The following is a 25,356-nucleotide window of genomic DNA, read 5'->3' as shown; positions in this document are numbered from 1 at the left end:
AATAAAGATAACTATTCAGCTTGTTTTTTTATCGGCAACTTTTTTGAATGTTAAAAACTAACAGTCATAAATAGTTGAACACTACACCCCAATTCCTTATTGTTCAGCATTGAATTTGACAGGATAAGATCTAAATAAAAATGTCAAGAAGCAACACGCCAAGCAGCCCCAAAACAGAAACGATGGTTTCCATGATAGACCATGAACGGATGGTATCTTTTATGCTGAGATTAAAATACTCTTTGAAAAGCCAGAAGCCTGCATCGTTGACATGGGAAAACATCAGGCTGCCCGCGCCGATGGATAACACCATTAAGCTGGGACTTGTATTTGTATCCTTTACTAATTGCTCTACAATACCGGCAGCCGTAATACCCGCAACCGTCGCCGATCCAACAGCCACCCGGATCAATGCTGCTATGAGCCAGCCAAGCACCAATGGAGATAATGAACTGTTACTAAGCAACCCTGCAATTTCATGCGCCACTTTGCTATCAACAAGTACTTGTTTAAAAATACCAGCACCTGCAATGATGAGAAGGATCAGTGCAATATCTTTAACTGAATCACTGTAAATATTCATTATGGCCTGCATTTTCTTGCCACGTCCTATTCCTAAAGTAAATGTGGCTACGATCAAAGCAATCAGCATTACAATAGGCGCACGGGAAAAGAAAAAAATAACATCTTCATATTTCGAATCGGTGATCATAGGAAGCATGGTCATAACTGCAAACAGGATTACCGGAAGCAGTGCCGTGAGAAAACTATTCATAACACCTGGAAGCTCCTGCTGTTTCAGATCAGGAGGTTTGAAAGTTTCAAGAGGTTTCGATTCAATGTTCTTGAGTGTTCGGGAAAATATGGGACCGGCGACAATGATAGTTGGAATCGCTATGACGATTCCGTATAGCATGGTTTCTCCCAGGTCCGCTTTAAATTGCCCCACCAATGTTGCAGGCGAAGGATGCGGCGGCAAAAAACCATGCGCTACTGACAATGCGGCGAGCAATGATATACCAGTGGCAACAGCAGGAAGCTTATATTGGTAAACGATAGAAAAGATCAGGGGGATCATTAAAACAAAGCCGGTATTATAAAACAGCGGTATGCCGATAACAAGACCAATTAGTGCCAGCGCCCAATGAATATTTTTTAATCCCATCCCTTTCATGATCGTGGTAGCGATCTGCTGAGCAGCTCCGCTTGCTGCTATCAGTTTGCCAAGCATGGCACCGATAACAATGATGATGAGCGTATCCGCAAGAATAGCTCCTATCCCTGTTTCTACAGATTTGGTGATGCCGGTAAGAGGAATGCCGAGGCATAAACCTGCAATAACACAAACTACAAGAAAAGCAAGAAAGGGATTTACTTTGAAAACAGCGATAAGAACTACCAATGCAATTAATGCAAGGAGAACGATGAATAAAGTCATTGAACGAATGGATTGAGCCAAAAAGATAAAGAATAATCCTCTATCAATGATCCCTGTGATTACAATAATTTTTTTCACTACCCTGCATTTAATAAACATCTCAGCCTGTTCGGAGAAATGTTTTGAGCCGGGAGCAAAAGATTGACCACCTGCAACGTATTTCATACAACAGTTGTCATTCCTTTTATAATCGCCTGCTATGAACAAAATGTATTTCTTACCTGCCCTCCTGCTGACAGTCTTACTAATTATCTCCTGCAAAAAGGAAAAAGAAAACAACGACGACAGCTACACCTATTACCTGGTTGGCTTTAACAGCGACCATGCCAACTGGCGGGACACTGGCTTTGTTGTCCGCACCAAAAATCAACAATTAATTCAACAAGCCGATGCCCAGTTGGCCTTGCCCGTGAGTGAAAGACAAATTGTTTTTGGGAACCTTGTTCCCGGTGATGGAGGCTTCAACAAAAATGCTTCGCATGCTTTCAAATGGCATTTCAACGAACTCGACTGGAGCCTCGTGGACATTACCGCAGAGATCTATGATGGAAAGCCCTTTACTGATGTAGATTCCGATATCAATTACTGGTTAAACACAATGAAGCGATTTGGCGCCTGGAGTTCTTATATTAAAAAGAAATTGCCGGGTAAGCCACAATGATTTAGTTGAAGAGCATTTGAACACAGCTATGCTTCGTTTTATGGCGCTATCAGCGGAGATAAGCGAAACTAAACCCTTCCTCTATCTTTTATTTTCAAAAGAAATAATAAATGATCCTATACTTCTCTATCGCCTATATACACAAGACTCCTATGTTAGCGGTTCGTTGTTTTTTTTGTTTGTCGGTTCATAGTAAAGCGTTACTGCACCACTGATAAAGGTTTTAGTCTTTATGAGTTTAAAAATAGTCCTGTCGCTTATATTTTCAAATAATGGCAAACCGCTTCCTGCAACGACCGGGTGAACACAAAATTGGTATTCATCAATCAAATTAAGTTCCATTAGCTGTATAATTAAACTCCGGCTGCCAACTAAAATGTCTTTACCCGGTTGTTGTTTTAGTTCTAAAGCTACTTCTTCAAGTGGTTGATTTGACAATTTAGCACTGTCCCACCCGATAGCTATCGGGTCTGTATTTTTCAGCGTATGCGAAAAAACAATTTTTGGAATTTTGTCTATCGCTGCAGCAAAGTCGTCCATTGTCTTTTCTCCTGAAGGATTTTTTAGCAGCGTTTGCCAAAATTGCATGAGTTGATAGGTTGTCCGTCCATATAGAACAACATCTGCGTTATCTAACAGTTCAGCGTAGTGTTGATGTATTTCTTCATCCGGGATTATTACTGTATGGTCGCAAAATCCGTCAAGTGTCATATTTATTGCTGCAATTAGCTTTCTCATAGTTTGCTTTTTATTTGCCTTTGATTAGTTGCGGTGTCGCTCCACAATGACCGCCGACGGGCAGAGCTTTGCGTTTATTTGGGAATTTGGAAAGCGTTCAGCCCGTATGTTTGCTGAATAAAATTACAAAAGATGAAGATGGGTTATGTAGTTCATTTGTCATTCGAGCAGCCGGGACGAATGTTCATCCGCCTGCATGAAGCTGATGGGATATTCCGTCAGCCCAAATAACGCAAAGCTCAATGTTACCTATCATTTATTTCATCATAGTTCCAGTCAAATGATTTAGTGTCAAATGGCGAATTGTATCTTTCCTTCCAACCTTCTCGATCAAGCTGTTTCATGCTTTTTAGCATTAGCTCTTTTAGCTCAAATACTTTTTTGGAAAAAATATCATTATCTAAAAAGGGTGAATAATAAGTCAAGGATTGAACTCCATTGCGTATATATAAGCTATAGTCTTTGTATTGATCGCTTCTCTCGATATCTGCAACGTCTCTTTTAAGACTTATTCCTAAAGATTTGAAAGAAAGATTAGGTATACAATTTTGAACTTCAATCATAGCATTGTTTAAGTGGTCGAAAAACTCTTCCTTTATATACCCAAGAAAGATTCGAACATCTGGAAAATTTATCTCTTTCACTCTTTCCAGATCAGTTTTTCGTTCCCAATGTGCGAATCTTATTATCGGCTTTAAATAACCCCACAGGAACGATCAATCGTCCTCCGCAGGGTCATCATTTATTCAACAATTATTTCGCCAACAACTCATCAAGGTTACCCAGGGCTGCGGTAAATCCTTCTTCAAAGCCAAGCTCAAGTATCTTTTCAAGACCGGCTTCAGTATCAAAGCTGATCTCCACCTTTACCGTTGTTCCATCAGCGGTCTTGCTGAACACATTTGTCCAATACATCGACGGGAAATTGGCGTCTACTTTTCCGCTCTCATCACAAAAATTGTCGACAGCTAAAAAACTATCCGGTGCGTCAATTTTTTTGAAATCAGCCCGGCACCAGGAACCGGTGCCGTCCGGCCCTACCATCTGGTACAACCAAAAACCACCTTCTTTAAAATTCATCGTCTTTGTCTGGGCCTTCCACGGCTTTGGCGCCCACCACTGATCGAGCAATTCGCTTTCTGTCCAGGCCTTCCACACCTGTTCAGGCGGCGCCTCAAATTCCCTGACAACAATAAGTTTCTTGTTGGCCAAATCTTTGGTCAATACAGTTTCTTTGTTGATGATCATGATTTTTTATTTTTAAGGTTCTTTAATACATCATCCAGCTGATTGAAACGGATATCCCACAGGCTGCGAAAACGTTCCAGCCATTTATCTACCTCTTTCATTTTTTTGGCATTTAAATGATAATAGATTTCCCTGCCGGAATATTCCTGCTTTACCAGCTCACATTCGGTCAACACTTTAATATGTTTGGATATCGCCTGCCGTGTGCAATCAAAATGCTCTGCCAGCGCATTAGGTGTCATGGCCTGGAACGCAATCAGTACCAGGATGGCCCGGCGGGTAGGATCTGCGATGCCCTGGAATGGATCTCTTTTCATACAAACGAAAATTTAATAGGCAACTACCTGGTTGCAAATATAATTGCAATCACTTGGTTGCACAATTTTTTTTTATCCACTTTCCTGTTTGGTCAACCCGGGTATCATATTATGATTATCTTTTTAAATATTGGTTTGGAATATTGGTTGACACATAATCAATCCCATAGGCTGCCTTCAGCAGCCGGGACACGATGTTGGAAATGGTTGCCTCATTGCGGTGCATTTGCGGGAGCAATCCCATCATAGCATAGCTGATGGGATTGACAGCGGGAATGAGTGTCTCCCATTGATAACCTTTGCCCCAGATCAGCCCTGCAACTGTTACTCCTAAATCAGCATTATTAGCCAATAAAAAATCCAGCATTGATTTGGAATTATTGCGGATCTGGTTAACGGTATGAAAAATGGGAGTTTGTCCGCCAAATCCATACTCATCCACGCCTGCCCTTGCATTGATATCGGCTCCATGTTTTACCAACACTTCCGCACAGGAAACACGATTGTATTCAGCGCAAATGTGAAGCAGGCTTACTTCAAACATCGGTGTAAAAGCACAACGAAGCGTATACCTTTTTTGAATGATGTTCCGATCCTTTCTTAAATGTTCTTCAAGAGCAGACGCGTCATCCAACAATACTGCTAATAAAACTTTGTCATCGAATTCAAGTCCATAGTCCACAAATGCCTTTACACAATCTTTAAACCATGGTGATCGTATATACTCGCTGGTCAATTCGTAAATCAGTGGTTCATTCCTGTAATAGTCGTTTGGACTAACGCCATTTCGAAAACACTCAACAATTCCTTCAACCGAGTGCTCTTCAATTTCACCAATGATTTTCTCCAGATAGTTCATAGCAAAAACCTTTTAAACCTTTTGAACTCCTCACCTTTTTATTCAACTAAAGGCACGATGGTGCTATTCCAACCGGCTAAAATTGATCGAGATAAATAAATTGGGAAAAAATGAGACTGACAAACGTTGGATTGTTGTAAACCTGTATATTTACAAAACAAAAAGCAGGTCGGCTAGACAACCACCTGCTTGGTCTTTTGGACCGTTCACATGAGAAAACTCTTTATGTCTGACCGCCTCACTTCATGAGGCGGTTTTTTATTTTATCAATGTAAAATTACTATTCTGGCATTCGACTCTTATGGTTGATTTACTCAACCATGAAATTATATTGCTGAAAAACAAATTACTTCGGATCATATTCACCCGGGTAAAAAAGAAAAGGTTATCCCATTTCCGAAATAACCTTTTCTTATAATGCATTTAATCACCAGAGGCTAGCGGCTAATCTGGTCATAATATTCGAGCAACTTTACCAGGTCGGCATCTACAGTCATCTTTAAATTATTAGCCTCCGCCATTTTAGTCAATTCCTTCTTTTTATCACCTAAAATATTCAGAATAGAATCGCCTTTCTTTTTCATTTTTTCCATTTTACCACCGGCAGTGAGAATATAATACGCTGGCCGTTCTTCATACACTTTTGCTTTTACACCCGGTGTAGAAGTCAGTTCTTCTGTTATTATTTTTTTGTGTTTCAGCAACAGCTTTGTCTTACCATCATATAATACCTGGTAGAATGATTTTTCTGTCATACCGGGAACGGGAGTATAACCTGACCGAAACAAAAGATTCTCATTAGAAACCTCGTGATAAATCAAAAATTCCTGTACATCGATATTAAACTGGTATTCCTGTTCGTCAACCTTTACCAGCAACAAATCAGTATAAAGATTGTATTTGATCAATACACTATCTACTTTCTCTTTTGTTTTTAATAACACACTCCCCTTTTTCCATTCATCGAATAAAAAAGGCTGTCCCTTAACATCCGCACTTTTTTCGTTGATGTAGGAACCATCATTATATTTTAACCCCGATCCCGAGAGTCCACCCTGGTTTACATTTATCCCCCTCATAGGCGTAAGCGTGGGTATATTGGAAGAATTCTGCGAAAAAATCAAGGGAGATAAAAACAAGGCTATATAAAAAAAATAGAATTTCATCCGTATTTTTTATTTGATACTTACACCCATATTAACGGGACAGGCTATGACAAAATTTTATCGCCTTGTGCGTATAACTTTTGCCATGAACGTTTCATCACTGTAATTTAAAAGGCTTAGAACGTCATCGTGATCCGGAATAAATCGCCGATACGTTTTAAGCCTTTAAGAAAAAAATTATTTTACAAATGTTCTTACCTGTGTTCCATAACCCGCATTTTGTACCCGCCAGGTAGCACCAGTGGCTGTAAAATTAATCTCGATCACGCCAAAAGGTCCATCAGGCGTTGGCTGGGGTGGACAAACAAAAACATTTGGCTCGACCTCTACGAAATATACAACGATGTTGACACCAACTCCTGCTCCACCGGGATTTTGAACCTTGTAAAGTCCATCTGCTATTTTAGTAACTATACAGTCGACACCAGTTGCCGTACGTGTATAAGTACCCGACCGATCCGGCGTTCCTGTTACGTTGGTTACTGCCACTATCCTGGCGGCATTCGCTTCAAATCCATTGGCATTGGCCGCTGTATAATTAACGACATACAAACCGGCTTCCGCTGTATTAATATCGCTGCTGGTCGGTTGTATATCTGAAACGGCGCCGGAAATATCATCCGTGAGTTTTGCACCTGCATCCGTATAGGAAGCCCCTATCGCCAGCTTCACTACCGGGTCACCATTTAGCGCAATAGAAGGGAAACTCACTTTTACTTCCTTCGACACATGTTCTGTCTCCTTTTCACAGGATGTAATAATGAGCAGGCTCATGATCCCGGTTAGCCAAAATTTATTGTTGAATTTCATGTGTATATTTTTTATTGTTTTTTGTCAAATGGTCCCGAATGCTTTCGGGATTATGGCTCATTTCATCATTTAAAGTTTTAATAACTCAGTTAATCAATTTTGCCCGGTTGTATTTACATCCCACCACATTTTATCGGTAACTGTTTTTTGAGCAGGTGTATTTGGATTAGCTGTTACTTCTGAATCCGGATACAATAAGCGGGTTGGAAATTTATTTCCAATAATAGTGGTTTCAGAAACAGTAAAAATATCGGGATACCCGGTTCTTCTCCACTCGGTCCATGCTTCTATGTTTTGCGTTCCACACATGCTTACCCATTTTTGGGTGATGATTGCTTTTAATTTCTGCTCAGTTGTTCCGGCTGCAGGGAAGGTTACGCCTGATTGAGCTTTGTAAGTATTGAACTGTGCTGAAGTAAAACCCCAATAAAGAAATGATAATTCAATAGCATCGTTATATAACTGTTCAGCGTCTCCTGTTCCCCATCCTCTTACGACCGCTTCCGCCTGAAGGAAATAACTTTCCGCTTCGCTCATAAAAATAACCGGGGCCTCACCTCCCACACCTGAAGCCGGGGCGCCACCTACTGCAGGGCCTGGTTTGGAAAATTGCCTGTCATCCAAGGTAGCCGGGTTGGGAAGAATTCTTCCTTTTCCTTGTGGAATACCTACATGCTGTCCTGTGCCTGCCCCCAGCGTGGCCCGGCGATAAAACTTATCGATACGGGGATCATTCAATCCCAACATATAACCTAAAGCTGTTTGACTGGCCAATATGTTGAACTCACCTACTGAATTGATGTGTGCAAATAAGGGATGTTGATTAAATGTTGCCGTGGTGAAATTTACCTGTGCTGTTTCTTCAAAGTCCAGGAATTCTGCACCGGCTGCATATAACGCCTTCACACCGGCTTCAGCTACTGCAGGTCTTACGTAAGCCTGGCGCAGGTATATCTTCAATTTAAGAGTATTGGCAAACTTCTGCCATAGGTGCATATCGCCGTGGTAAAAAAGATCATCTGCTCCCGGGTGAACATTGCTGTTTTCATCCAATAGTGCCAATCCTTCATCCACCAATGTGATCAGGCCGTCATAGACTTCCTGTTGTGTATTAAACTTTGGGTTCAGATTGGTCGCACCCTGCAATGCTTCAGCAAAAGGAACATCGCCTTGCATATCGGTTACATACTGGAACAAATAAGCCTGCATGATCTTTGCAATCGCGGCGTAATTATCATTGCCTGTTTTCTGCCCTTCTGCAACGATGTATTTGAGATCATTCAAAGGACCTGCGTATACATCGATCCATTGACGATCAAAGTCACCACTGTTTATTGAATATTGATCGTAATTGGAAAACTGGTTGCCTGTTGGACCTTGTGTCCAGTATTGCGCCCAGAACCCGCCCAGTACCTGGTAGGGATTTCCCAGATCATACGCTGAATACACCAATGCTGTCGGCAATACAAGATCTACAGAGGCCGTTGTTGGATTATTGGGATCAACATTCACCTCGAGGAAATTCTTTTTACAGGAGCTTGTTGCCAATAACCCCGCTCCAAAAAATAGTGTTACTATATTCTTTGCTTTCATCTGTTTATTTTTTATTTTATTTAGGCCAGATGGAACTTACCATGACAAAATTTTCACTCCCATGCGTGTTATAATGAAAATTTTGTCATGGACGTTTCATGTGTTAATTTTTTTTCGTTTTTAAAATACCACTCTGACATTAACTCCGTAGTTGCGGATGGAAGGAATAGTACCATATTCATACCCCTGCAGGTTACCTGTACCGAATGAACTTGCTTCAGGATCAGAATATGTATTTTCATCGGGAGTCCATAACCAAAGGTTACGGCCCGAGAAACCTACTGTTATGCCATTGATCCTTGTTTTCTTAAACCACGCTCTTGGAAGACGATAAGACAAAGACGCTTCACGCAGTTTGATAAAGCTGGCATCTACTAACTGTTCCATCGCTGTGGGTGAGCTGAAGGCATACCAATATATATCCGCATTTTGCACAGGTGTAGTATTCGGTATAAATTTTCCATCTGTTGTTTGCACTACACTCCCTGGTATAACAAAAGGATCACGGTCATTATACGTTGTTCTGGGATCAGTCCCAAGGAATTCCTGTAATGATTTGGTTCTTGAATAGAACACACCACCTTTGCGGGCATCAAATAAAAACGAAAGACTAAATCCTTTATAAGAAAAACTGTTGTTCAATCCGGCTAAAAAGTCCGGCTGAACATTGCCATGAATTCTTGCCTGCGGCTCAGTAACTGGATAACCGGTGGCCTGGTCAACAACGATAGCTCCTTCCGGGCTTCTGAGGAAACCAGCACCAAAGAAAGAACCATAAGGCTGCCCCACTTCTGCTACCAGTGCCCCACCGGCAAAACCGCCAATAGCCAATTGAGTAGTACCCGGGAAAAGTTCTGCCACTTTGTTTTTATTCTTCGTGAATGTACCGGTCACTTCCCAGGAGAAGTCACGACCACGCACCGGTGTACCTCTTAATAGCAATTCAATCCCCTTATTGGTGATCAGACCTGCATTCAAAGTAATAGTGGTGAACCCTGTAGAAGCTGCCGTTGGAACAGTTATAATTTGATCTTTACTGCGGTTGGAATAAACTGTTCCTTCAAAATTCAAGCGGTTATTAAACAATCCAAACTCTAAACCCAATTCATAAGAAGTCGTGATCTCGGGTTTCAGATTCGGATTTCCAATATTGCCGCTTTGTGTAAAACCAGCGATCCCATTCAGCGGAAGATCAACCTGCGAGTTTTGCTGACCATCTGTAATGCTACCGGTAAGGAAAACTGATTGCAGTAAGTAAGGCGCCGCATCATTGCCCACCTGCGCCGCACTGGCTCTTAGTTTAGCATAGGAAATTGCTTTTGGCATATTGAATGCCTCGCTTATTATAAACGATGAGTTTACACTGGGATAGAAGAAATTATTTTTGCTTTTTGGCAAGGTTGATGACCAGTCATTCCGGCCGGTTAAACCGAGGAATAAAAAGTTTTTATAGCCAAAATTGATATCAGTATATACTCCATGAAGACGTCGCTTAGTGTTGGAGTTCGATGTTTTAGGAGGTTGAGCCGAATTAGCCAAATTGTAATAGAAAGGAATTGTCAAGGAGTTGATCTCGCTAAACTGTATCCCGGTTGTTCTTTGGCGAACATTGTGACCTACCAGCACACTTAATGAAAGATCATCCGTTAAGTTTCTTTTTGCAGTAGCAATCAGGTCTGTAGTAAGTTCACGAATGTTCAACTGCGCCTCAGCATAGTGTCCATCGAATTTCCGGCCTGCATTCTGACCATCGGGATCAGGCGTACGTTTGGATTCAATTTGTATTCTCTTATCGTTTGATACATCTGTACCGATGCGGAAACTCACATCCAGCCACGATAAAGGTTTGTAACCAACCTGCAGGTTACCCAGAATTCTGTCGACGACTGAAGTGTATGAATCTTCACCCAACAAATACCAGGGATTAACGGTGTAGGCGCCATAATAACCATTGAGGTCATTATACTTGTTTTTGTAATCTTTCAATTCCAGCAAGGATATATCCCTGGGCGTTTGTAACACCTGGTCATAAGGAGAATTTCCCTGTCCCTGTATAGACAGATCACCTCTCGACCGGATATAGTTCATTGTGGCCGATGTATAAATCTTATCGGTAATATCGGCAGTACCGGAAAGTTTCACAGATGTCCTTTTGTATTCCGTTCCAGGCATCACACCTTGTTGGTCAACGTTGTTAAGAGATAAGTAATAACTGTTTTTGTCATTATTTTGAGAGAATGAAACGTTATTGGTGAACACACTACCCAAATCAAAAAACTCTTTTACATTATCAGGCAGCGCTACATAAGGTTTTACACGCTGCGAATCTCCGACCTGTTGCCCCCAGGGCCGAACCTTACCATCGAACTTTGGCCCCCAACTAAAATTTTCTCTTGAATCAGGAAGCTTTTGACCTCCTTGTCCAAACTCGTTTTGATATTCAGGCAATCGCAAAATAGATTCCAGGTTATAGGAGCTGCTGACAATAATCTCTGAACGTTTCCCCTTTAAGCTTTTACCTGTTTTGGTGGTGATGATCAAAGCGCCGTTGGCGGCTCTTGTTCCGTACAAAGCCGCCGCTGCAGGTCCTTTCAGCAGTGTCACAGATTCCACATCTTCAGGGTTAATATCATTGCCCCGGTTACCGGCATCGACCTGGTTATTTAACCCTTGTCCATTCACATTACCAACAACATTAGGGTCACCTGCTTCGATATTGGAATTGTCGATAGGAATACCATCCACTACAATAAGCGCCTGGTTATTGCCGGTTAATGAAGTACCACCACGAAATACAATACGGGTGGAACTGCCCACACCGCCGGAGGAACTGGTAATTTGCACGCCGGCAACTTTACCCTGTAGCGAATTCAATACGCTTCTGTCTTTTCCTTTTGTGAGATCTGCATTGTTAATAGTCGTTGTTGCATAGCCAAGGCTTTTCGCTTCTCTTTTAACGGCGGCAGCGGTTACAATTACTTCATTTAGTTGCCTGGCGTCCTCTTCCAGTGCAACATCAAAACTGCCACTTGCAGATAACCTGCTTTCAATAGGCTTATATCCAACGTATGAAAAAACAATCTTTGCATTCGCAGGTACGTTTTGCAAAGTAAAATTTCCACTCATGTCAGTTTGAGTGGCAGCATTTCCATCTTTGACCATTACTGAAACCCCGGCTAAAGGGGCTCCATCTTTTTTGTCTGTGACCTTACCGGTAATATTCCTCTGCGCCATCGCAGCGGAATACCCCAGCAAAATAATTGCAGTTAGAAACAACAATTTCTTCATAAAAATAATTTTGACGTGATTGTTACTCAAATGGTATTACGCATGTTAGTTTGAGAAAAACTTAACAACAAGGCAACAATTTCAGGATTGTTGTTTCAGTGTCGGGGCAGAATGTTTCTAAAGCATGAATAATCGAATTTGAAGCGGTACATCCTTACGCTAAAAACGAATCTGAACAGTGAAAAAGTAGCCTTAAAACCCGCTGATTAATGTTATCAATGAAATACAAAATCTAAAGCAGGATAATCCATCACTTAATCGGAGCGTTGGAAACCATCTTTTATGACACAAGTATTGGCAACCGGATTGCCTTTTTCATCGATTACTTTTCCTGTAATAGTTCGCTGCGCAAACAACGACAATACAGGCAAAAGAAATACCAGGCACAGGAATAACTTCTCTTAGGTAATTGTTGTGTTGGAATAATTTTTCAATAAGGCAACAAAATCATGACAGTTATTGCCAACAAGCAATTGTTTGTTACTAAAGCATGAATAAAAAAAGCTTAAACAATAATTAACATGTATGGAATCGTTTTATACCGGGCAATGAAAATTTCCAGCTGAAGACGTTATAATATTTTGTACGCTGAAAATTGTTTAGTGAACCGGGAAGATTACAAGCTGATTTATCGAAAACAAATGAGGTCTATATTTTTAGTAGAGTTTATTTACCACTTGTAATGAAAATCGTCCATGAAACCATTTTTATACTTAGTTAACAGTCAGTCATAATAGTTTTATGGCTGATTAATCGTTTTAACAGGACACATGAGAAAAACAGAGAAAACAACTGGTTTACCACTAAACCGTAACCGCTGCTTTTATGATCAAGGATTTGATTCTCAAGATTGTTTTTATTCCACTGCTGGGGATATGCCTTCCCCTTATCTCCGGCATCGTCACTTATAACCGTTACTCGCCTTTTGAATTATTTGTCGCTAATTTATTTTTCATACTTACTTCATTCCTGATATGGATGGGTTGTAACTGGATACACATCAAACTACGCCCCCTGTACAGGCCCATTGCCAACCCGTTCTCAAAGATTGCTGCCGTTTGTTTTGTCTCGGCTGTATATGGCGCCTGTACCGGCGGACTCTCCACATTGATCTGGCTGAAAGTGTCCCGTGAACCGTTCAACCCGACCAGTATTTACAAATTCATTGCACTTTGTGTAGCTGCTGTTATCATTTTTACCCTCGTTTATGAAATACTTTTTTTAAGCAAGGAAAGAGAATTGGACACCAAGATCGTGGATCAACTGGATAAAGAACTTTCACAGGCTGAGTTGCAGGCATTGACTAATGAAATGGACCCGCACTTTATTTTTAATTCGCTCAACACATTAAATCACCTGATCATGAACGAGCCCCAGCAAGCTTATTTGTTTAACAACAAGCTGGCCCAGGTGTATAAATATTTTTTGATCAACAAGAATAAAGAACTGATATCACTTAAGGAAGAGCTTGACTTCATCGAAAGTTATTTTTACCTGCTCCAAATAAGGCATGACAATAAACTTCAACTACAAACCGACATAGATGAAAAGAAAACCGGGGTGATGCTTCCACCCTGTTCTATCCAGATCCTGGTGGAAAATGCGATCAAGCATAATGAATTTACCGAAGAAAAGCCGTTGCTGATAAAAGTATCCGTAAACGACTATTACCTCCAGGTGAGCAATAATATCAAGCCAAAACTGTATGCGGTTAATTCTACCGGCATTGGTTTGAAAAACCTGAGCTCACGTTACAGACTGTTATTTCAAAAAGACATTACCATAACAACAACCCGTGAAAATTTTATTGTAAAACTACCATTGATCACATAACCCAAAACCATTTACCATGTTAAACGCTGTAATTATCGAGGACGAAAGACCGGCATTGGAAAACCTTATCACAAATTTATCATTGCTTGCCGACGATATTAAAATAACTGCCCGTCTCGGAAGTGTCCGTGAGAGTATTGAATACCTTTCGCAAAAACCTGTCGTTGACCTCATATTTAGCGATGTGCAACTCAGCGACGGACTTTCATTTGAAATCTTTAGCCAGGGCAATATCCGCACACCCGTAATCTTCATCACCGGGTATGATGAATTTATGATGAATGCTTTTGACTATAACGGAATAGACTATCTGCTGAAGCCGGTGGATAAAGAAGACCTGAGAAAAGCGCTAACAAAATACAGGATGCTGGAAAAACACTTCACCGATCATCATTCCCTCAACAGCCTGTTGCAATATGTTGGCGACCACAAAAAGAAAAGAATACTGGTTAAAAAAGGAATGGAAAACATTTCGTTACGCCTTGATGATGTTGTTTTGTTCTATACAGAAAATAAAATTGTATATGTGGTCGATCGATGGGGGAAAAAATACATCGCGGACAAAAATCTTGGCGAAATGGAAAACGAGCTGGATGAAAATGTTTTCTTCCGCGCCAACCGCCAGTATATTATCAATATCAATTTTATCCGGGGATTCAAGGCCTATGAAAAAGTAAAATTGATCGTGGACCTCACTTTACCCGATCTAAATCATTGTGTAATCGTCAGCCAGGAAATGGCGCCACAGTTCAGGGAATGGATGCATAATGCGTAAAGAGGAGGATGTGGAATACGGGATCGATACATTATTTGCTAATAACTCGTATCCCGTATCCCATTTTCAAACCACCATTAAACTACAACCTCTCAGATCACTGTTGTCCATCCGGCCGATTACTTCAAAACTGCCGTCCGAAAAGAGTCGGCCTGCATCATCAGTAGCGATAAAACTGCACGAATATATATTCGCCAGGTCGATAATATTAATAGCGCCACCCGTCTTCCCGTTATTTGCGTTTTTAATATCAAAGGGATCTTCATCGTCCCTGACCACAATCTTCATCCACGGCGGGCATTTAAAAATACCGTTGCCATCGGAATAAGCCTGTGATAAAAGTTCTGTCATTCCATATTCAGAATGAATGACCGGCACATCAAACGAGCTTTTTAAAACAGTGTGAACTTCCTGCCTGATCATTTCTTTCCGGCGCCCCTTCATGCCGCCAGTTTCCATGATGACTGTGTATTCGAATAGACCCGGAATTTTAGATGATGCATATTTTTCGGCAAAGTCTAACAAACCGAAGGTCACTCCTATCAACAATGTTTTTTGCTGTTGATTTTTTAGTTCTTTCAATACAGCTACCAGTTTATCATATTCGTCCAGGTAAAACCCACCATGCGGATGACCTGCCAACTGAATTAATTCATTCACCATAAAGACAAGTGACGAATTGTTCCGTTCAAGATAGGAAGGCAACAACCCGAGGATACACCAATCTTTTACAGGCCCATAGAAAAACTCGAACCCATGGGTAAAGCTTTCCGTATATAAACTGGTATCGTTTACCAAATGCCGGCTGTTAATGCTGCCGGTAGTGCCACTGCTTTCAAAAATAACCATAGGTTCAAACCGGGTCGTTTTTATTGCATGTGATTTGAAAAACCGGATCGGCAAAAAAGGGATTTCTTCGATAGACTGTATATCACCGGGATCTTCGCGGACCATATCCACATATTGACGATAGATTTCATTGTTGGCATATTGAAATTGAAAAATCTCCAGGGCTAGTCTGTCAAAACCGGCCGCTGTGACACTCAAAATTTTATCTTTCCATTGACATCGCATAGTCCACAGATTACTGCAAAAGATATTATATTTGTTTACGATCGGGATTCAGGCCCTTGTGACCGAATAATTATAAAAAACTTACGGATGAAAGCGTTACCCGCCATTTTTATTTCCTCGCTGATCATACTATTAATAGCATGCGGCAAAGATAAGTTTGAAACCAAGCCAAGACTTGAAATAAAAGATTATAATACCCATGAGCTGTTTCCCGGTCAAACCTTGACGATACGTATAAACTACTTTGACAAAGAGGGTGATTTGGGTGGGGCGCCTGTCATCGGAATTTTAAAACGGCTGAACCTTTTACCACTTGGACCTGACCAGGATAAGGCTGATATATTCAACACTTCCTTGCCGGAATTTCCCGATAAAGGCAGTGGGGAAATTAGTTTTAGTCTTCCCTATGACTTTTTAAAAGAAAGTACCATAGAAGAAGACACGCTTATCTTTCGGTTCGCCGTTACAGACCGGGCCGGCAATAACAGTGATACCATTACCAGTGACCAGGTAGTGATTCGTTTTTAATACCTGATGCAGTTATTAAAGAAATTATTTCTCTCATTTGTTTATAGCAACCTGTTCATTGCCTGTTGTGCAGTGCTAATGGTCTTTCAAACCTGCGAGCTTTTATTAAATGCCGCTCCTGATATCTATTTTGTGTCATTTGTATTCTTTGCCTCTATCACCAGTTATAGCTTTCATTGGTACTTAACACCGGTGCTCAGTACAGCACCTGTTGCAAGAGAAAAATGGCTCTTAGCTCACAGAAATGCTCATGCTGCTCTTTTTATTATTGGCATTGCCGGCGCCGTGATTACCGGCATTTTCCTGCTGGATCATTGGCAATGGTTGCTTCTCTCTGCATGTATCACCTTCCTGTACTCCGCACCTAAAATTCCTCATCCCTATTTTAGAATACTGCGAAAAGTAGCCTTTGGCAAAACGATCTTTTTAGCCCTGGTCTGGATGTATGTGACTACGATGCTGCCGCTGATCATTAGTGATCATCCCTGGAAAACCAGTTTTACCCTTTTCTCTATAAGCCGGTTTTTCCTCATATATGCAATCTGCATTCTGTTTGACTACCGTGACAGGGATTACGACCGAAAGGTTGGGATCCGCAGCCTGATAACCTGGTTAAGCGACAAAGGAATAACGCTCCTTTTTTATGGGTCGCTCATAGTTTTTGCTTCGTCCACGGTATGGATGATTCATTATGGTTTTTCTTTATTGGTGATAGTTCTTATACTGGTGCCCGGCGCTATAACCGGCCTGTTGTTTCAGCATGCAAGGCGAAATTTCTCCGATTTACTATATTATTTTATCCTGGATGGCCTCATGGCACTGTCCGCCCTGTTGACTGGTCTTATACTGGTCAAACATTTGAAATATTAGTAATACTGTTAACAACAACCCAATGACTCTTCTTTTTTCTTTTTTGTGAACAAATTATTTATCTGTTATCATTCTTAGCACAGAAATTGTTGGTGGTTGTGATTACATTAATCAACTATGCAGATACATTTCACCAAAGTGGTTCATTTCACCCGTTTGATAAAGGCTGGCGGCAGGCTCAGAGAGTTTAATTTCAGGAAATTGCGCCAACTTGAAGAGGAAATTTTTTCAGTAGATACTGTTGATGACCGGGGCAACCGGATTCTTTTCTATATGCGTAAAGACGGCAATTCAAACTGGAGTATTACTCCCCAGCCTTTGCCTGCCTGGGTCACAGAAAATGAGACAAAGCTCAGGGAGCAAATCGAGGACGAATTGCAACAGCATCATTGAGCTGATCCTTTCCTGCTAAACCGCATTTATTATATTGCAATAAATAAATGCCTGGTTTATGAAAGGTTATATTTCCTTTTTTTTAATAATAGCTTTAGCCGCCTGTTCGACATCCAAAAAAGCTGCGGTTATTACTGCATCTTCTACCCTCGTAGCTGATGGGAAATTGTGGTCTTCCCTTTTCCAACAAAGAGCTGCAGAGTACAGGGCTTTGTGCTTACAGGCCTATAATATTGCCCGCCTTCGGGTCGATGAATTATTCCCGCTTACGACAGCGAAGCCAAAAGCAATCGTTACAGATATTGATGAAACTTTTTTGGACAATAGCCCTTACGCCGTTCACCGGGCTTTACAGGGGCTGGACTATACAACGGATACATGGATGCAATGGACCGCAGAAGGAAATGCGGACACCCTGACCGGCGCACTTTCCTTTTTTAACTATGCCGCTTCGAAAAACTTTGAAATATTTTATATCACTAATCGTGAAGAAAAAGAAAGAGACGGAACCTTACAAAACCTGAAAAAGTTCAACTTCCCTTTTGCAGATAATGCCCATCTTATCTTACGGCAAAATACTTCCAGCAAAGAGCTAAGAAGGCAGCAGGTTTCTACCACGCATGAAATAGTTTTGCTTTTGGGCGACAACCTTGCTGACTTTAGTAGTTTGTTCGATAAAAAATCAGAGACAGAACGGGAACAATACGTACAACAGCTCGCAGCCGAATTTGGTAAAAAATTTATTGTGCTGCCGAATGCGAACTATGGTGGCTGGGAAGAAGCCATTTATAACAACTCTTACAATTGGACCGCCGTACAAAAAGATTCTTTGATCAGAATAAAACTTAAGGGTTACTAGCGAATTAAGTTTTAGATTTCCTTTGCTATACTTTCTTTTTTGAACCTTCGAATATTCTTTTTTTAATTCCCCGGAAAATAAAATCTTTGCTGCGCCGGATAAACGTCTGACACTATTCAACTATCAACTGTCATTTTACTATCAATGGTTCAAGCCTACAATTTTTTAGCTGCCTGGCAGTTGTTTCCTGAAAAAGGTATTTATGAAATGGGGGAAAGACCCAAAAGCGGTATCTATAAAATCGAATCGCCGGAGGCCCGCCCGGATGACCCGGTCGGACGGGGAAAAAAGGAACTAACTATTTATCATAATTGGGTCACTCTCGAAAACCAGGCACTGTCGGCCCAATATCATGTCATCGCAGATGGAGAATTAAATCCCTTTACACCGCATGACCTGGCCGACCAGGTACAGGTAAACTTTATTGATAGCATCAGTTTTGAAATTCATTTTTATAAAAAAGGAGAAGTTGTTTTACATATTGTGCACGAGATAATGCCCAATGGTTACCTTAAAATTATACAGCAGGGAACAAGAGAAGATGGAACACCGTATACCAATACCGAACAATATCACAAACAGCTTAGCGTACTTCCCTACTCTGCGTCGGTAGCAGGGGCTGTAATCAAGGCAAACGAGGAGGGCCTGATTAAACACAAGGCGCTTACCGCCATGGAAGAGCAAACGAATATGCAATTGCAACAGATCAGGAAACAAATCGAACTGTTGGCTTTGCAGGCTCAGGAGATCCAAAAAAGAAAAGAATTATCGTTAATGATCTATAGCGCCAAATTATCTTTTAAACCCAATATTGGCCAGGTATACTATTTATATGAAAAAAATGATGGCAGCCATACATTGTCCCTGGTATCGCCGAAAGAATGGGGAGCTGGCGGACCATTCAAAAAATTTGTCGCCGGTGTGAAACTGCTGGCTGATCACACATGGATGGAGTTGTGAAGAGAGGTTTAAGAAGTTTAAAAGGTTTAAAGTTTTTAGATTGAAGTTTTCTTGATTTTTGAAATGTTTTTTAATGAATACAGTTTTGAATTACCCATTGCAGATAGGCAAAAGCAGGATTGCCGGTAAAGGCGCTTTTGCCTTGAAGGCTATTCCGGCAAAAAAGAAACTCGGCAATATGGGCGGCGAGATCATTTCTTATAAAGAAGCCCAAAAAAGAGTGAAGTCCCAACCAGACAATGTGTTGTTTATGGTGGAATTCGATCATGAAGATATTGCCCTTGACGCCAGTATCAACAGTAACGAGTTAAGATATATCAATCATTCCTGCGATCCTAATACTTACATGCGCCGGGCTTATCGCAAGGTTGAATTCTATACCCTTCGCCCTGTAAAGAAAGGCGAAGAGCTCACCTGTGACTATGGAGAAACACATCATGATGGCAAATTGCCCTGTAAATGTGGAGCAACCAATTGCAGAGGGTTTATTTAGTCTGAAACTTTTTATAATATGAGTGAGATAGTTAATGGCAATAAGTATGGCTCGGTTGAACTTGAACTAATTAGTCAATTTGAGTCTGCTAACGATGTTGTACTTCCTGATGACTATAAGAATTTTCTATTAAAATATAATGGCGGAGAACCTAAACCAGCGATAGAGCCAACAATTAAAAGCGATGTTCAATGGATTTACGGCATGGTGTCAGAGCCTTACTTTGCCAGTCTGTTCCAACACTTAGACACCTTTCAAGGCCGCCTTCCTAGCTGGTACATACCTATCGCAAATGACTCGGGAGGAAATTTATACGTAATGTCTTTGTATGAGGAAAATCATGGCGTAATTGCCTTTTGGAGTCATGAAAATGAAGCAGAAGAAGGTCAAGCTGATCAATATTTCGACAATATGCAATTCGTTGCTCCTTCCTTTACAGATTTTTTAAATCAATTGGTTGATCATATTGATTGATCCTTGGCAGAATGGCAGTGAGCTCATTGCCAAAAAATGGAAGTGGGGATTTATCTTTGAGCCATGACAAAACTCTCTGTAAACATCAATAAGATCGCCACCCTGCGTAATTCAAGAGGTGGCAATAATCCGGATGTGGTAAAAGCAGCCGTTGATGTGCAAACTTTCGGCGCCGATGGAGTCACCGTACATCCCCGTCCCGATGAAAGACATATCCGGTATAATGACGTACGGGATATAAAAAAGATTATCACTACTGAATTTAATATTGAAGGCAATTGCACAGAGCAAAAATTTGTCGACCTGGTGTTGGAAACAAAACCCGACCAGGTAACATTGGTCCCTGACACATTAGGTCAGCTCACTTCAGATCATGGCTGGAATACAATAAAGCATAAGGAGTATTTGCAAAACATCATTGGCGTATTCAGGAATGCCGGCATTCGTGTTTCCATTTTTGTCGACCCCATTATAGAAATGGTAGAAGGCGCTGCGGCCACGGGTACCGACCGGATTGAATTATATACAGAAGGATATGCCAGGAATTTCGCAAAGGGAAGCAGGCAACTGGCCATCGCCCCTTACCTGTCAGCGGCCATAAAGGCGAAAGAACTTGGCCTGGGCTTAAATGCCGGCCATGACCTGGATTTGCAAAACCTGCAGTTCTTTAAAGAAAATATTCCCTGGCTGGATGAAGTGAGTATCGGTCATGCATTGATCTGCGACGCTATTTATCTGGGATTGGAAAATACAGTGCAGTTATATAAGAGACAGTTGCAGTAAAAAAGCCTGTAAGAAAAAGGTGTATCGAAAATTTGATACACCTTTTCTATAAACCAAAATATAATTTCTTATAAAGCCTCTATCGACAATCTTGTTGACTTTTCTTTTCTGTTATACTCATATACCATAATATGGCCTTCCTTCGCAGGGCCGATATTTGTCACTACCCCATCTGCTTTATGTGGTATTGTTCTGTCTATCTTTTTTTCGTTGACGTTATAAATGGTGATCTCTTTTGGATTGTCAAGGATCAGGAAATTGTTCTTCGAGTCGCTTCCTTTTAAACTGTAGCCGTTTGAAAAATAATCGGAAAGTCTATACCCAAATATGGCTTTCCCTATGATAAATCTTGACTTCTTCAGTTCTATTTCATCGTTGACAGACACTTTGCCATCCTGCGCCTGTTTAAGCACCACTGCGTCCTCCATTCTGACCTTCCTGGTTCCGGCCGTCAGGAAGAAAAAAGGCAATACGATCGTAGGACTGGTAATCACCGAACCTGCAATATTGCCCCATTTAGGCTTCCGCACCATCGATACGCCTGAAAAATAAAAATTACCATTGTTATCTCTTGTCGCCATATTAAACACCGGCAACGATTTATTCCTGGAAAGCCTTCCGGAAGAGGTCATGTGCCCGGCCAGTTCACTGTTTTTCCAGTAAGAAAAGGATTTCTTAATATCACTTTTGCCGCTACCTGTAATCGTTATTGAATAAACTCCCTTGAAAGGCCCTTTACGCATAAAGCTGTTATAGGTATCGTAGCGTTCTGAATTGTCTTTACGCAGAATCATACCAGCTATATAAGGCCTGTTACTCACAGGATCATTGCCTATATCCAATACACTCAGGTTAAGTCCATTTGCATCCTGCAAACTGATTTCCTGCGCCGGGCTATTTTTTTCCAGGCCCATTACTTTCAGCGTGAAATGGCCATCATTTTTATACTTTTTGCCTAACAAACTGATGCTTTCAGGTGAAGTGAGCAGGTAACATTTGTCCTCCTTTGCCAAATCCTTTTGCCACTTTTCTTTTCCTTCACTATCAAATACTGTTATTTTATTATTGTTGACCTCTTTGTCCCGGAAGAATAATACAAAACCTTTTCCCGGTATATTCCGGATAATCGGATCCTGTTTAAAATTTACTGGCGCAACCACCCGCTCATTTTTTTGTCCGCCCAGGGCCCAGTTCGCCCTGATCTCAGGATCCACCCTATATTGATACTCGTTCACCACCTCGCCTGAAAGATCCATGAACTTGACAACAACCTTTGTGGCATCTGCATCTTTGATAGCGGAATTGGCCTGTCTTTGATTTTTAAATCCACGGCTCAACAACTTATTTTTTACAAACACCATCGAGAGCAAATCGTTTTCAAAAGCTACCCCCTTCATAGTGACACTTTCGTCTTTAAAATTGACGATACCGATATCGTTGAGATTCTCATCCATAATCGTCAGCTTATAGTTAAAGCTGTCTTCCGAAATTTTTTCCAATTGTGTGAGAAGCGTATACCCTACCAGGCTCTGGTCCTGTAAAACCGGGCGAAACTCAGATTTTATTTCATCGCTTACTTCTTTAAATACCCGGGATTGGGCCATTGACATTACTGCTGAACCTAGCATTGCTGATGCCAGGAAGATAAACTTTCTCATTGCGTTTTATTAATTGTTAGTGATGGTCTTAATTTTTACTAAGGGTGTTAAAAAGTTCCTGATAGGGATTATCAACAGATGAGCCAAATGCCTGTTTGCTGATTTGTTCAATTCTTTTCTTATTTGGCATTGTCTCTTTATCGAGTAATTGCAGGGCCAGGTATAATTCCTTTTCGTATTGTTGAAGTGAACGGCTAAAATTATGTTGCTGAAAAGTGATACAATTTTTTTCCAGCGATGCCCGGTTCATCTTTGTCAATAAGGTCTGTAATTCATAATACGTGGTTGCCACGTATTCCTTTTGCCTGCTGCCTACAACGTTGAAACGGCGCAGGTCTTTATCAGCATAATTGAGTGAAGAGAAAACGGCCCCGGCCATTAAATCATACCATGGGTCAGTATTTCCTTTTTCTTTTTCCTGGAATATGGAGTATAAAGCGGGGGTCAATTCCAGCGCTGCTATCTTATTCCAAAGCGTTATTTTTCGGCCAAACTCTTTCAAGTTACCGGGAATTTCCGTTAAAGAAAGGTTGGCATCAGATTGAGTTTTGGTTTTTTCATAACGCAGGACGCAGTCCGGGTGTGTTTTAAGCGAATCCTCTTCTGCCAATGAGGTGTCTTTGAATTGATAGTTCCTGGATGAAAGCCCTTTCGACTGTTTTAACCAGTTGTCATCAAAACCAAGCTTATACTGTTCAAAAAAATATTTTACCGGTTGCTGCAATGGTTGCTGACTAACGCCCTTCACACTATCCAGCCGCCGAAAGAAGCGGGCATCAAAACCAATTTTTGAATTTTTCAAAAGAGCTATAGCAAGAGAATCGGCGCTTGTTTCTTTATACCTGCTGTGACGGCTTCTGTTGACCGAATAGCCGATAAATATTTTTTTAAGGCGTGACAGGCGTTCATATTTAGAGTCCAATACAGCATTCAGCGACTCCTGGTATTCATCTGAGCTGAGCCGGGCAGCAGTTTCTCTCAATGAGTTTTCGGAATGCCGTAGTATGTTATGAGCCAGTTCATGTGCAATAATCAGGGCCAACTCTTCACGGGATTGAACAAACAGAAAAAGACCGAGGTTTATAACAACAATATTATTTCCTAACGCATAGGCATTGACTACATCCGACCTGTCGAGTAACACCAAAGGGGTTTCTTTAAATAGCGTTGGATTATGTTTTTTAAGCGTCAGCGCTATTTGGCCCAGGTAGTCAACAATATCTTTTTGATAAACAAAATTATTGTCGGCAAAACCACTAATGATCGACTTGCGGACTTCCTCACTAAGCTCGATATATTTTTTTTGTGCTTTTTTATCCGTAAGTGCGGCGGCATCAGGTTTTGCCTTTTTTAATGTGCTTTGTTGCTCCGCATAGTAGCTTCCACTTAATTCATTATAGCGATATGGCAGGTTTCCCTGGCCGGCAACCGGCAAATTTGAAACAATGAGTGTTAGTAGTAGTGGTAGGTATACAATAAGTTTTCTCACAACAGGGCTTGAAAAGCGTAAATATAGTCTGGGAATAGTTTATCTAAAAGCTTTTACGGATATTTTTACGAATATGTTCAAACCATAAAAGCCTGCCATTCCACGAAGTACAGCCCTTGCTTTTATACTTTATACTTTTTTATCATTTTCTTATAAAATAGCCAACCATACGACTTTACATGTGTTTATAAATATGGTAGTTTTGTAGACTAACCGCCCAAAACCTGTGATTATCTATGAATCAAAAATTTTACCAGCATATCTTCGAAAAACAAGAAGGAGTAGAAGCTGTTCCGTCCAATGAAACAATTGCTTCATGGGCTCTTCGGTTAATACATCTCTTATATCCGGAAAAAGCGGAGTACTCCCCTGCATCGGCACAGGAAGTCGAACGGGAGTTTATGTTTTTGGAAAAAGAATTAGTGAGGATTTTCAATGCCACCAAAGCTTGCAGCAGTTGTGACAATGCAGATAAGGGCCGTTCCTTTTTCAATTCCATACCCGAAATGTATCGTATCCTCAACACGGATATCGATGCCATCCTGGAAGGTGATCCGGCAGCAAGAACAAGATTTGAAATCATCAGGGCCTATCCTGGGTTTTATGCCATTTCATTTTACCGGATAGCACATAAACTGGCAGAGTTAGATATACCTCTTTTGCCCCGCATTCTTACAGAATATGCACATTCAAAAACGGGTATCGACATCCACCCTGGTGCTGAGATCGGCGAACATTTTTGCATTGACCACGGTACCGGCATCGTTATCGGCGAAACAACAATCATCGGTAATCATGTGAAAATTTACCAGGGTGTTACGCTGGGCGCCTTAAGCGTAGATAAAGCCATGTCCTTTATCAAGCGTCATCCGACAGTAGAAGATCATGCAGTGATATATTCCGGCGCCACCATCCTGGGTGGTGATACAATTATCGGGCATCATAGTATTATCGGCGGTAATGTTTGGCTTACAAAAAGCGTTTCTCCATACTCCACCGTATACCATAAGTCAGAGATAGAGGTAGTAGATCAAAAAACTAAAATTTAA

General features: G+C 41.0%; 26 protein-coding genes. 13 read left to right on the top strand and 13 right to left on the bottom strand.

The window, feature by feature from the left end; translation table 11 throughout:
- Nucleotides 1–130: 130 nt before the first annotated feature.
- Nucleotides 131–1,603, bottom strand: a complete 1,473-nt coding sequence (locus P2W73_RS10085) for a gluconate:H+ symporter (RefSeq protein ID WP_276501904.1) — start codon at nucleotides 1,601–1,603, stop codon at nucleotides 131–133.
- Between the two features lie 34 nt (nucleotides 1,604–1,637).
- On the opposite strand from P2W73_RS10085, the gene P2W73_RS10080 reads away from it, so the two are divergent.
- Nucleotides 1,638–2,099: a BP74-related protein gene (locus P2W73_RS10080; protein WP_276501903.1), complete on the top strand. Its 462-nt coding sequence runs from the start codon at nucleotides 1,638–1,640 to the stop codon at nucleotides 2,097–2,099.
- Between the two features lie 150 nt (nucleotides 2,100–2,249).
- Here the strand turns inward: P2W73_RS10080 and P2W73_RS10075 are convergent, their stop codons facing one another.
- From P2W73_RS10075 to P2W73_RS10035, 9 genes are all read right to left on the bottom strand, one after another.
- The gene (locus P2W73_RS10075; RefSeq protein ID WP_276501902.1) at nucleotides 2,250–2,837 is read right to left on the bottom strand and encodes a dihydrofolate reductase family protein; all 588 of its coding nucleotides are present in this window, start codon (nucleotides 2,835–2,837) and stop codon (nucleotides 2,250–2,252) included.
- 245 nt (nucleotides 2,838–3,082) lie between these two features.
- Complete coding sequence (locus tag P2W73_RS10070) at nucleotides 3,083–3,481, bottom strand: hypothetical protein (protein WP_276501901.1); 399 nt, start codon at nucleotides 3,479–3,481, stop codon at nucleotides 3,083–3,085.
- A gap of 109 nt (nucleotides 3,482–3,590) precedes the next feature.
- Nucleotides 3,591–4,085 carry an SRPBCC family protein gene (locus P2W73_RS10065; protein ID WP_276501900.1) on the bottom strand — a complete coding sequence of 165 codons (495 nt, stop codon included), beginning with the start codon at nucleotides 4,083–4,085 and terminating at the stop codon, nucleotides 3,591–3,593.
- Nucleotides 4,082–4,402: an ArsR/SmtB family transcription factor gene (locus P2W73_RS10060; protein ID WP_276501899.1), complete on the bottom strand. Its 321-nt coding sequence runs from the start codon at nucleotides 4,400–4,402 to the stop codon at nucleotides 4,082–4,084. The genes P2W73_RS10065 and P2W73_RS10060 overlap by 4 nt, the downstream gene beginning before the upstream one ends.
- Nucleotides 4,403–4,517: 115 nt before the next feature.
- The gene (locus P2W73_RS10055; RefSeq protein ID WP_276501898.1) at nucleotides 4,518–5,261 is read right to left on the bottom strand and encodes an ankyrin repeat domain-containing protein; all 744 of its coding nucleotides are present in this window, start codon (nucleotides 5,259–5,261) and stop codon (nucleotides 4,518–4,520) included.
- A 437-nt stretch (nucleotides 5,262–5,698) separates the two neighbouring features.
- Complete coding sequence (locus tag P2W73_RS10050; protein ID WP_276501897.1) at nucleotides 5,699–6,427, bottom strand: hypothetical protein; 729 nt, start codon at nucleotides 6,425–6,427, stop codon at nucleotides 5,699–5,701.
- Between the two features lie 177 nt (nucleotides 6,428–6,604).
- Nucleotides 6,605–7,237, bottom strand: coding sequence for an immunoglobulin-like domain-containing protein (locus P2W73_RS10045; protein ID WP_276501896.1), 633 nt, complete (start codon nucleotides 7,235–7,237; stop codon nucleotides 6,605–6,607).
- 93 nt (nucleotides 7,238–7,330) lie between these two features.
- Nucleotides 7,331–8,830, bottom strand: a complete 1,500-nt coding sequence (locus P2W73_RS10040) for a SusD/RagB family nutrient-binding outer membrane lipoprotein (RefSeq protein WP_276501895.1) — start codon at nucleotides 8,828–8,830, stop codon at nucleotides 7,331–7,333.
- 120 nt (nucleotides 8,831–8,950) lie between these two features.
- On the bottom strand, nucleotides 8,951–12,118 hold the full coding sequence (locus P2W73_RS10035; RefSeq protein ID WP_276501894.1) for a SusC/RagA family TonB-linked outer membrane protein: 3,168 nt from the start codon (nucleotides 12,116–12,118) through the stop codon (nucleotides 8,951–8,953).
- Between the two features lie 266 nt (nucleotides 12,119–12,384).
- On the opposite strand from P2W73_RS10035, the gene P2W73_RS10030 reads away from it, so the two are divergent.
- From P2W73_RS10030 to P2W73_RS10020, 3 genes are all read left to right on the top strand, one after another.
- Entirely contained in the window at nucleotides 12,385–12,513 is a 129-nt protein-coding gene (locus P2W73_RS10030) for a hypothetical protein (RefSeq protein WP_276501893.1), read from the top strand.
- A gap of 430 nt (nucleotides 12,514–12,943) precedes the next feature.
- Entirely contained in the window at nucleotides 12,944–13,951 is a 1,008-nt protein-coding gene (locus tag P2W73_RS10025) for a sensor histidine kinase (RefSeq protein WP_276501892.1), read from the top strand.
- Nucleotides 13,952–13,967: 16 nt separating this feature from the next.
- Nucleotides 13,968–14,726, top strand: a complete 759-nt coding sequence (locus tag P2W73_RS10020; protein ID WP_276501891.1) for a LytR/AlgR family response regulator transcription factor — start codon at nucleotides 13,968–13,970, stop codon at nucleotides 14,724–14,726.
- A gap of 66 nt (nucleotides 14,727–14,792) precedes the next feature.
- Here P2W73_RS10020 and P2W73_RS10015 read toward each other — a convergent pair whose 3' ends face one another.
- Nucleotides 14,793–15,800 (bottom strand): LuxE/PaaK family acyltransferase, encoded by a 1,008-nt coding sequence (locus P2W73_RS10015; protein ID WP_276501890.1) that lies wholly within the window; start codon nucleotides 15,798–15,800, stop codon nucleotides 14,793–14,795.
- A gap of 87 nt (nucleotides 15,801–15,887) precedes the next feature.
- Here P2W73_RS10015 and P2W73_RS10010 point away from each other — a divergent pair, with 87 nt between their 5' ends.
- From P2W73_RS10010 to P2W73_RS09975, 8 genes are all read left to right on the top strand, one after another.
- Entirely contained in the window at nucleotides 15,888–16,328 is a 441-nt protein-coding gene (locus tag P2W73_RS10010) for a hypothetical protein (protein ID WP_276501889.1), read from the top strand.
- Nucleotides 16,329–16,334: 6 nt separating this feature from the next.
- The gene (locus P2W73_RS10005; RefSeq protein ID WP_276501888.1) at nucleotides 16,335–17,198 is read left to right on the top strand and encodes a UbiA prenyltransferase family protein; all 864 of its coding nucleotides are present in this window, start codon (nucleotides 16,335–16,337) and stop codon (nucleotides 17,196–17,198) included.
- A gap of 117 nt (nucleotides 17,199–17,315) precedes the next feature.
- A complete protein-coding gene (locus tag P2W73_RS10000) occupies nucleotides 17,316–17,591 on the top strand; it encodes a hypothetical protein (RefSeq protein WP_276501887.1) in 276 nt (91 codons plus the stop codon).
- A gap of 58 nt (nucleotides 17,592–17,649) precedes the next feature.
- Nucleotides 17,650–18,450, top strand: a complete 801-nt coding sequence (locus P2W73_RS09995; RefSeq protein ID WP_276501886.1) for a 5'-nucleotidase, lipoprotein e(P4) family — start codon at nucleotides 17,650–17,652, stop codon at nucleotides 18,448–18,450.
- 144 nt (nucleotides 18,451–18,594) lie between these two features.
- Entirely contained in the window at nucleotides 18,595–19,410 is an 816-nt protein-coding gene (locus P2W73_RS09990) for a DUF2452 domain-containing protein (protein WP_276501885.1), read from the top strand.
- A gap of 73 nt (nucleotides 19,411–19,483) precedes the next feature.
- Nucleotides 19,484–19,903: an SET domain-containing protein gene (locus P2W73_RS09985; protein ID WP_276501884.1), complete on the top strand. Its 420-nt coding sequence runs from the start codon at nucleotides 19,484–19,486 to the stop codon at nucleotides 19,901–19,903.
- Nucleotides 19,904–19,921: 18 nt separating this feature from the next.
- On the top strand, nucleotides 19,922–20,377 hold the full coding sequence (locus P2W73_RS09980; RefSeq protein ID WP_276501883.1) for an SMI1/KNR4 family protein: 456 nt from the start codon (nucleotides 19,922–19,924) through the stop codon (nucleotides 20,375–20,377).
- 63 nt (nucleotides 20,378–20,440) lie between these two features.
- The gene (locus P2W73_RS09975) at nucleotides 20,441–21,160 is read left to right on the top strand and encodes a pyridoxine 5'-phosphate synthase (RefSeq protein ID WP_276501882.1); all 720 of its coding nucleotides are present in this window, start codon (nucleotides 20,441–20,443) and stop codon (nucleotides 21,158–21,160) included.
- A gap of 68 nt (nucleotides 21,161–21,228) precedes the next feature.
- On the opposite strand, the gene P2W73_RS09970 is transcribed toward P2W73_RS09975, so the two are convergent.
- Both P2W73_RS09970 and P2W73_RS09965 read right to left on the bottom strand, forming a co-directional pair.
- Nucleotides 21,229–22,818 (bottom strand): DUF6770 family protein, encoded by a 1,590-nt coding sequence (locus P2W73_RS09970; RefSeq protein ID WP_276501881.1) that lies wholly within the window; start codon nucleotides 22,816–22,818, stop codon nucleotides 21,229–21,231.
- 28 nt (nucleotides 22,819–22,846) lie between these two features.
- Nucleotides 22,847–24,307, bottom strand: a complete 1,461-nt coding sequence (locus P2W73_RS09965; protein ID WP_276501880.1) for a M48 family metallopeptidase — start codon at nucleotides 24,305–24,307, stop codon at nucleotides 22,847–22,849.
- Between the two features lie 236 nt (nucleotides 24,308–24,543).
- Here P2W73_RS09965 and P2W73_RS09960 point away from each other — a divergent pair, with 236 nt between their 5' ends.
- Nucleotides 24,544–25,356, top strand: a complete 813-nt coding sequence (locus P2W73_RS09960; RefSeq protein WP_276501879.1) for a serine O-acetyltransferase — start codon at nucleotides 24,544–24,546, stop codon at nucleotides 25,354–25,356.

It is taken from the genome of Terrimonas pollutisoli (genome assembly GCF_029360765.1).
GTDB classification, from domain to species: Bacteria; Bacteroidota; Bacteroidia; order Chitinophagales; family Chitinophagaceae; genus Terrimonas_B; species Terrimonas_B pollutisoli.
The sequence above is the reverse complement of the archived record's forward strand: the minus strand, read 5'-3'. Positions and strand labels throughout refer to the sequence as shown.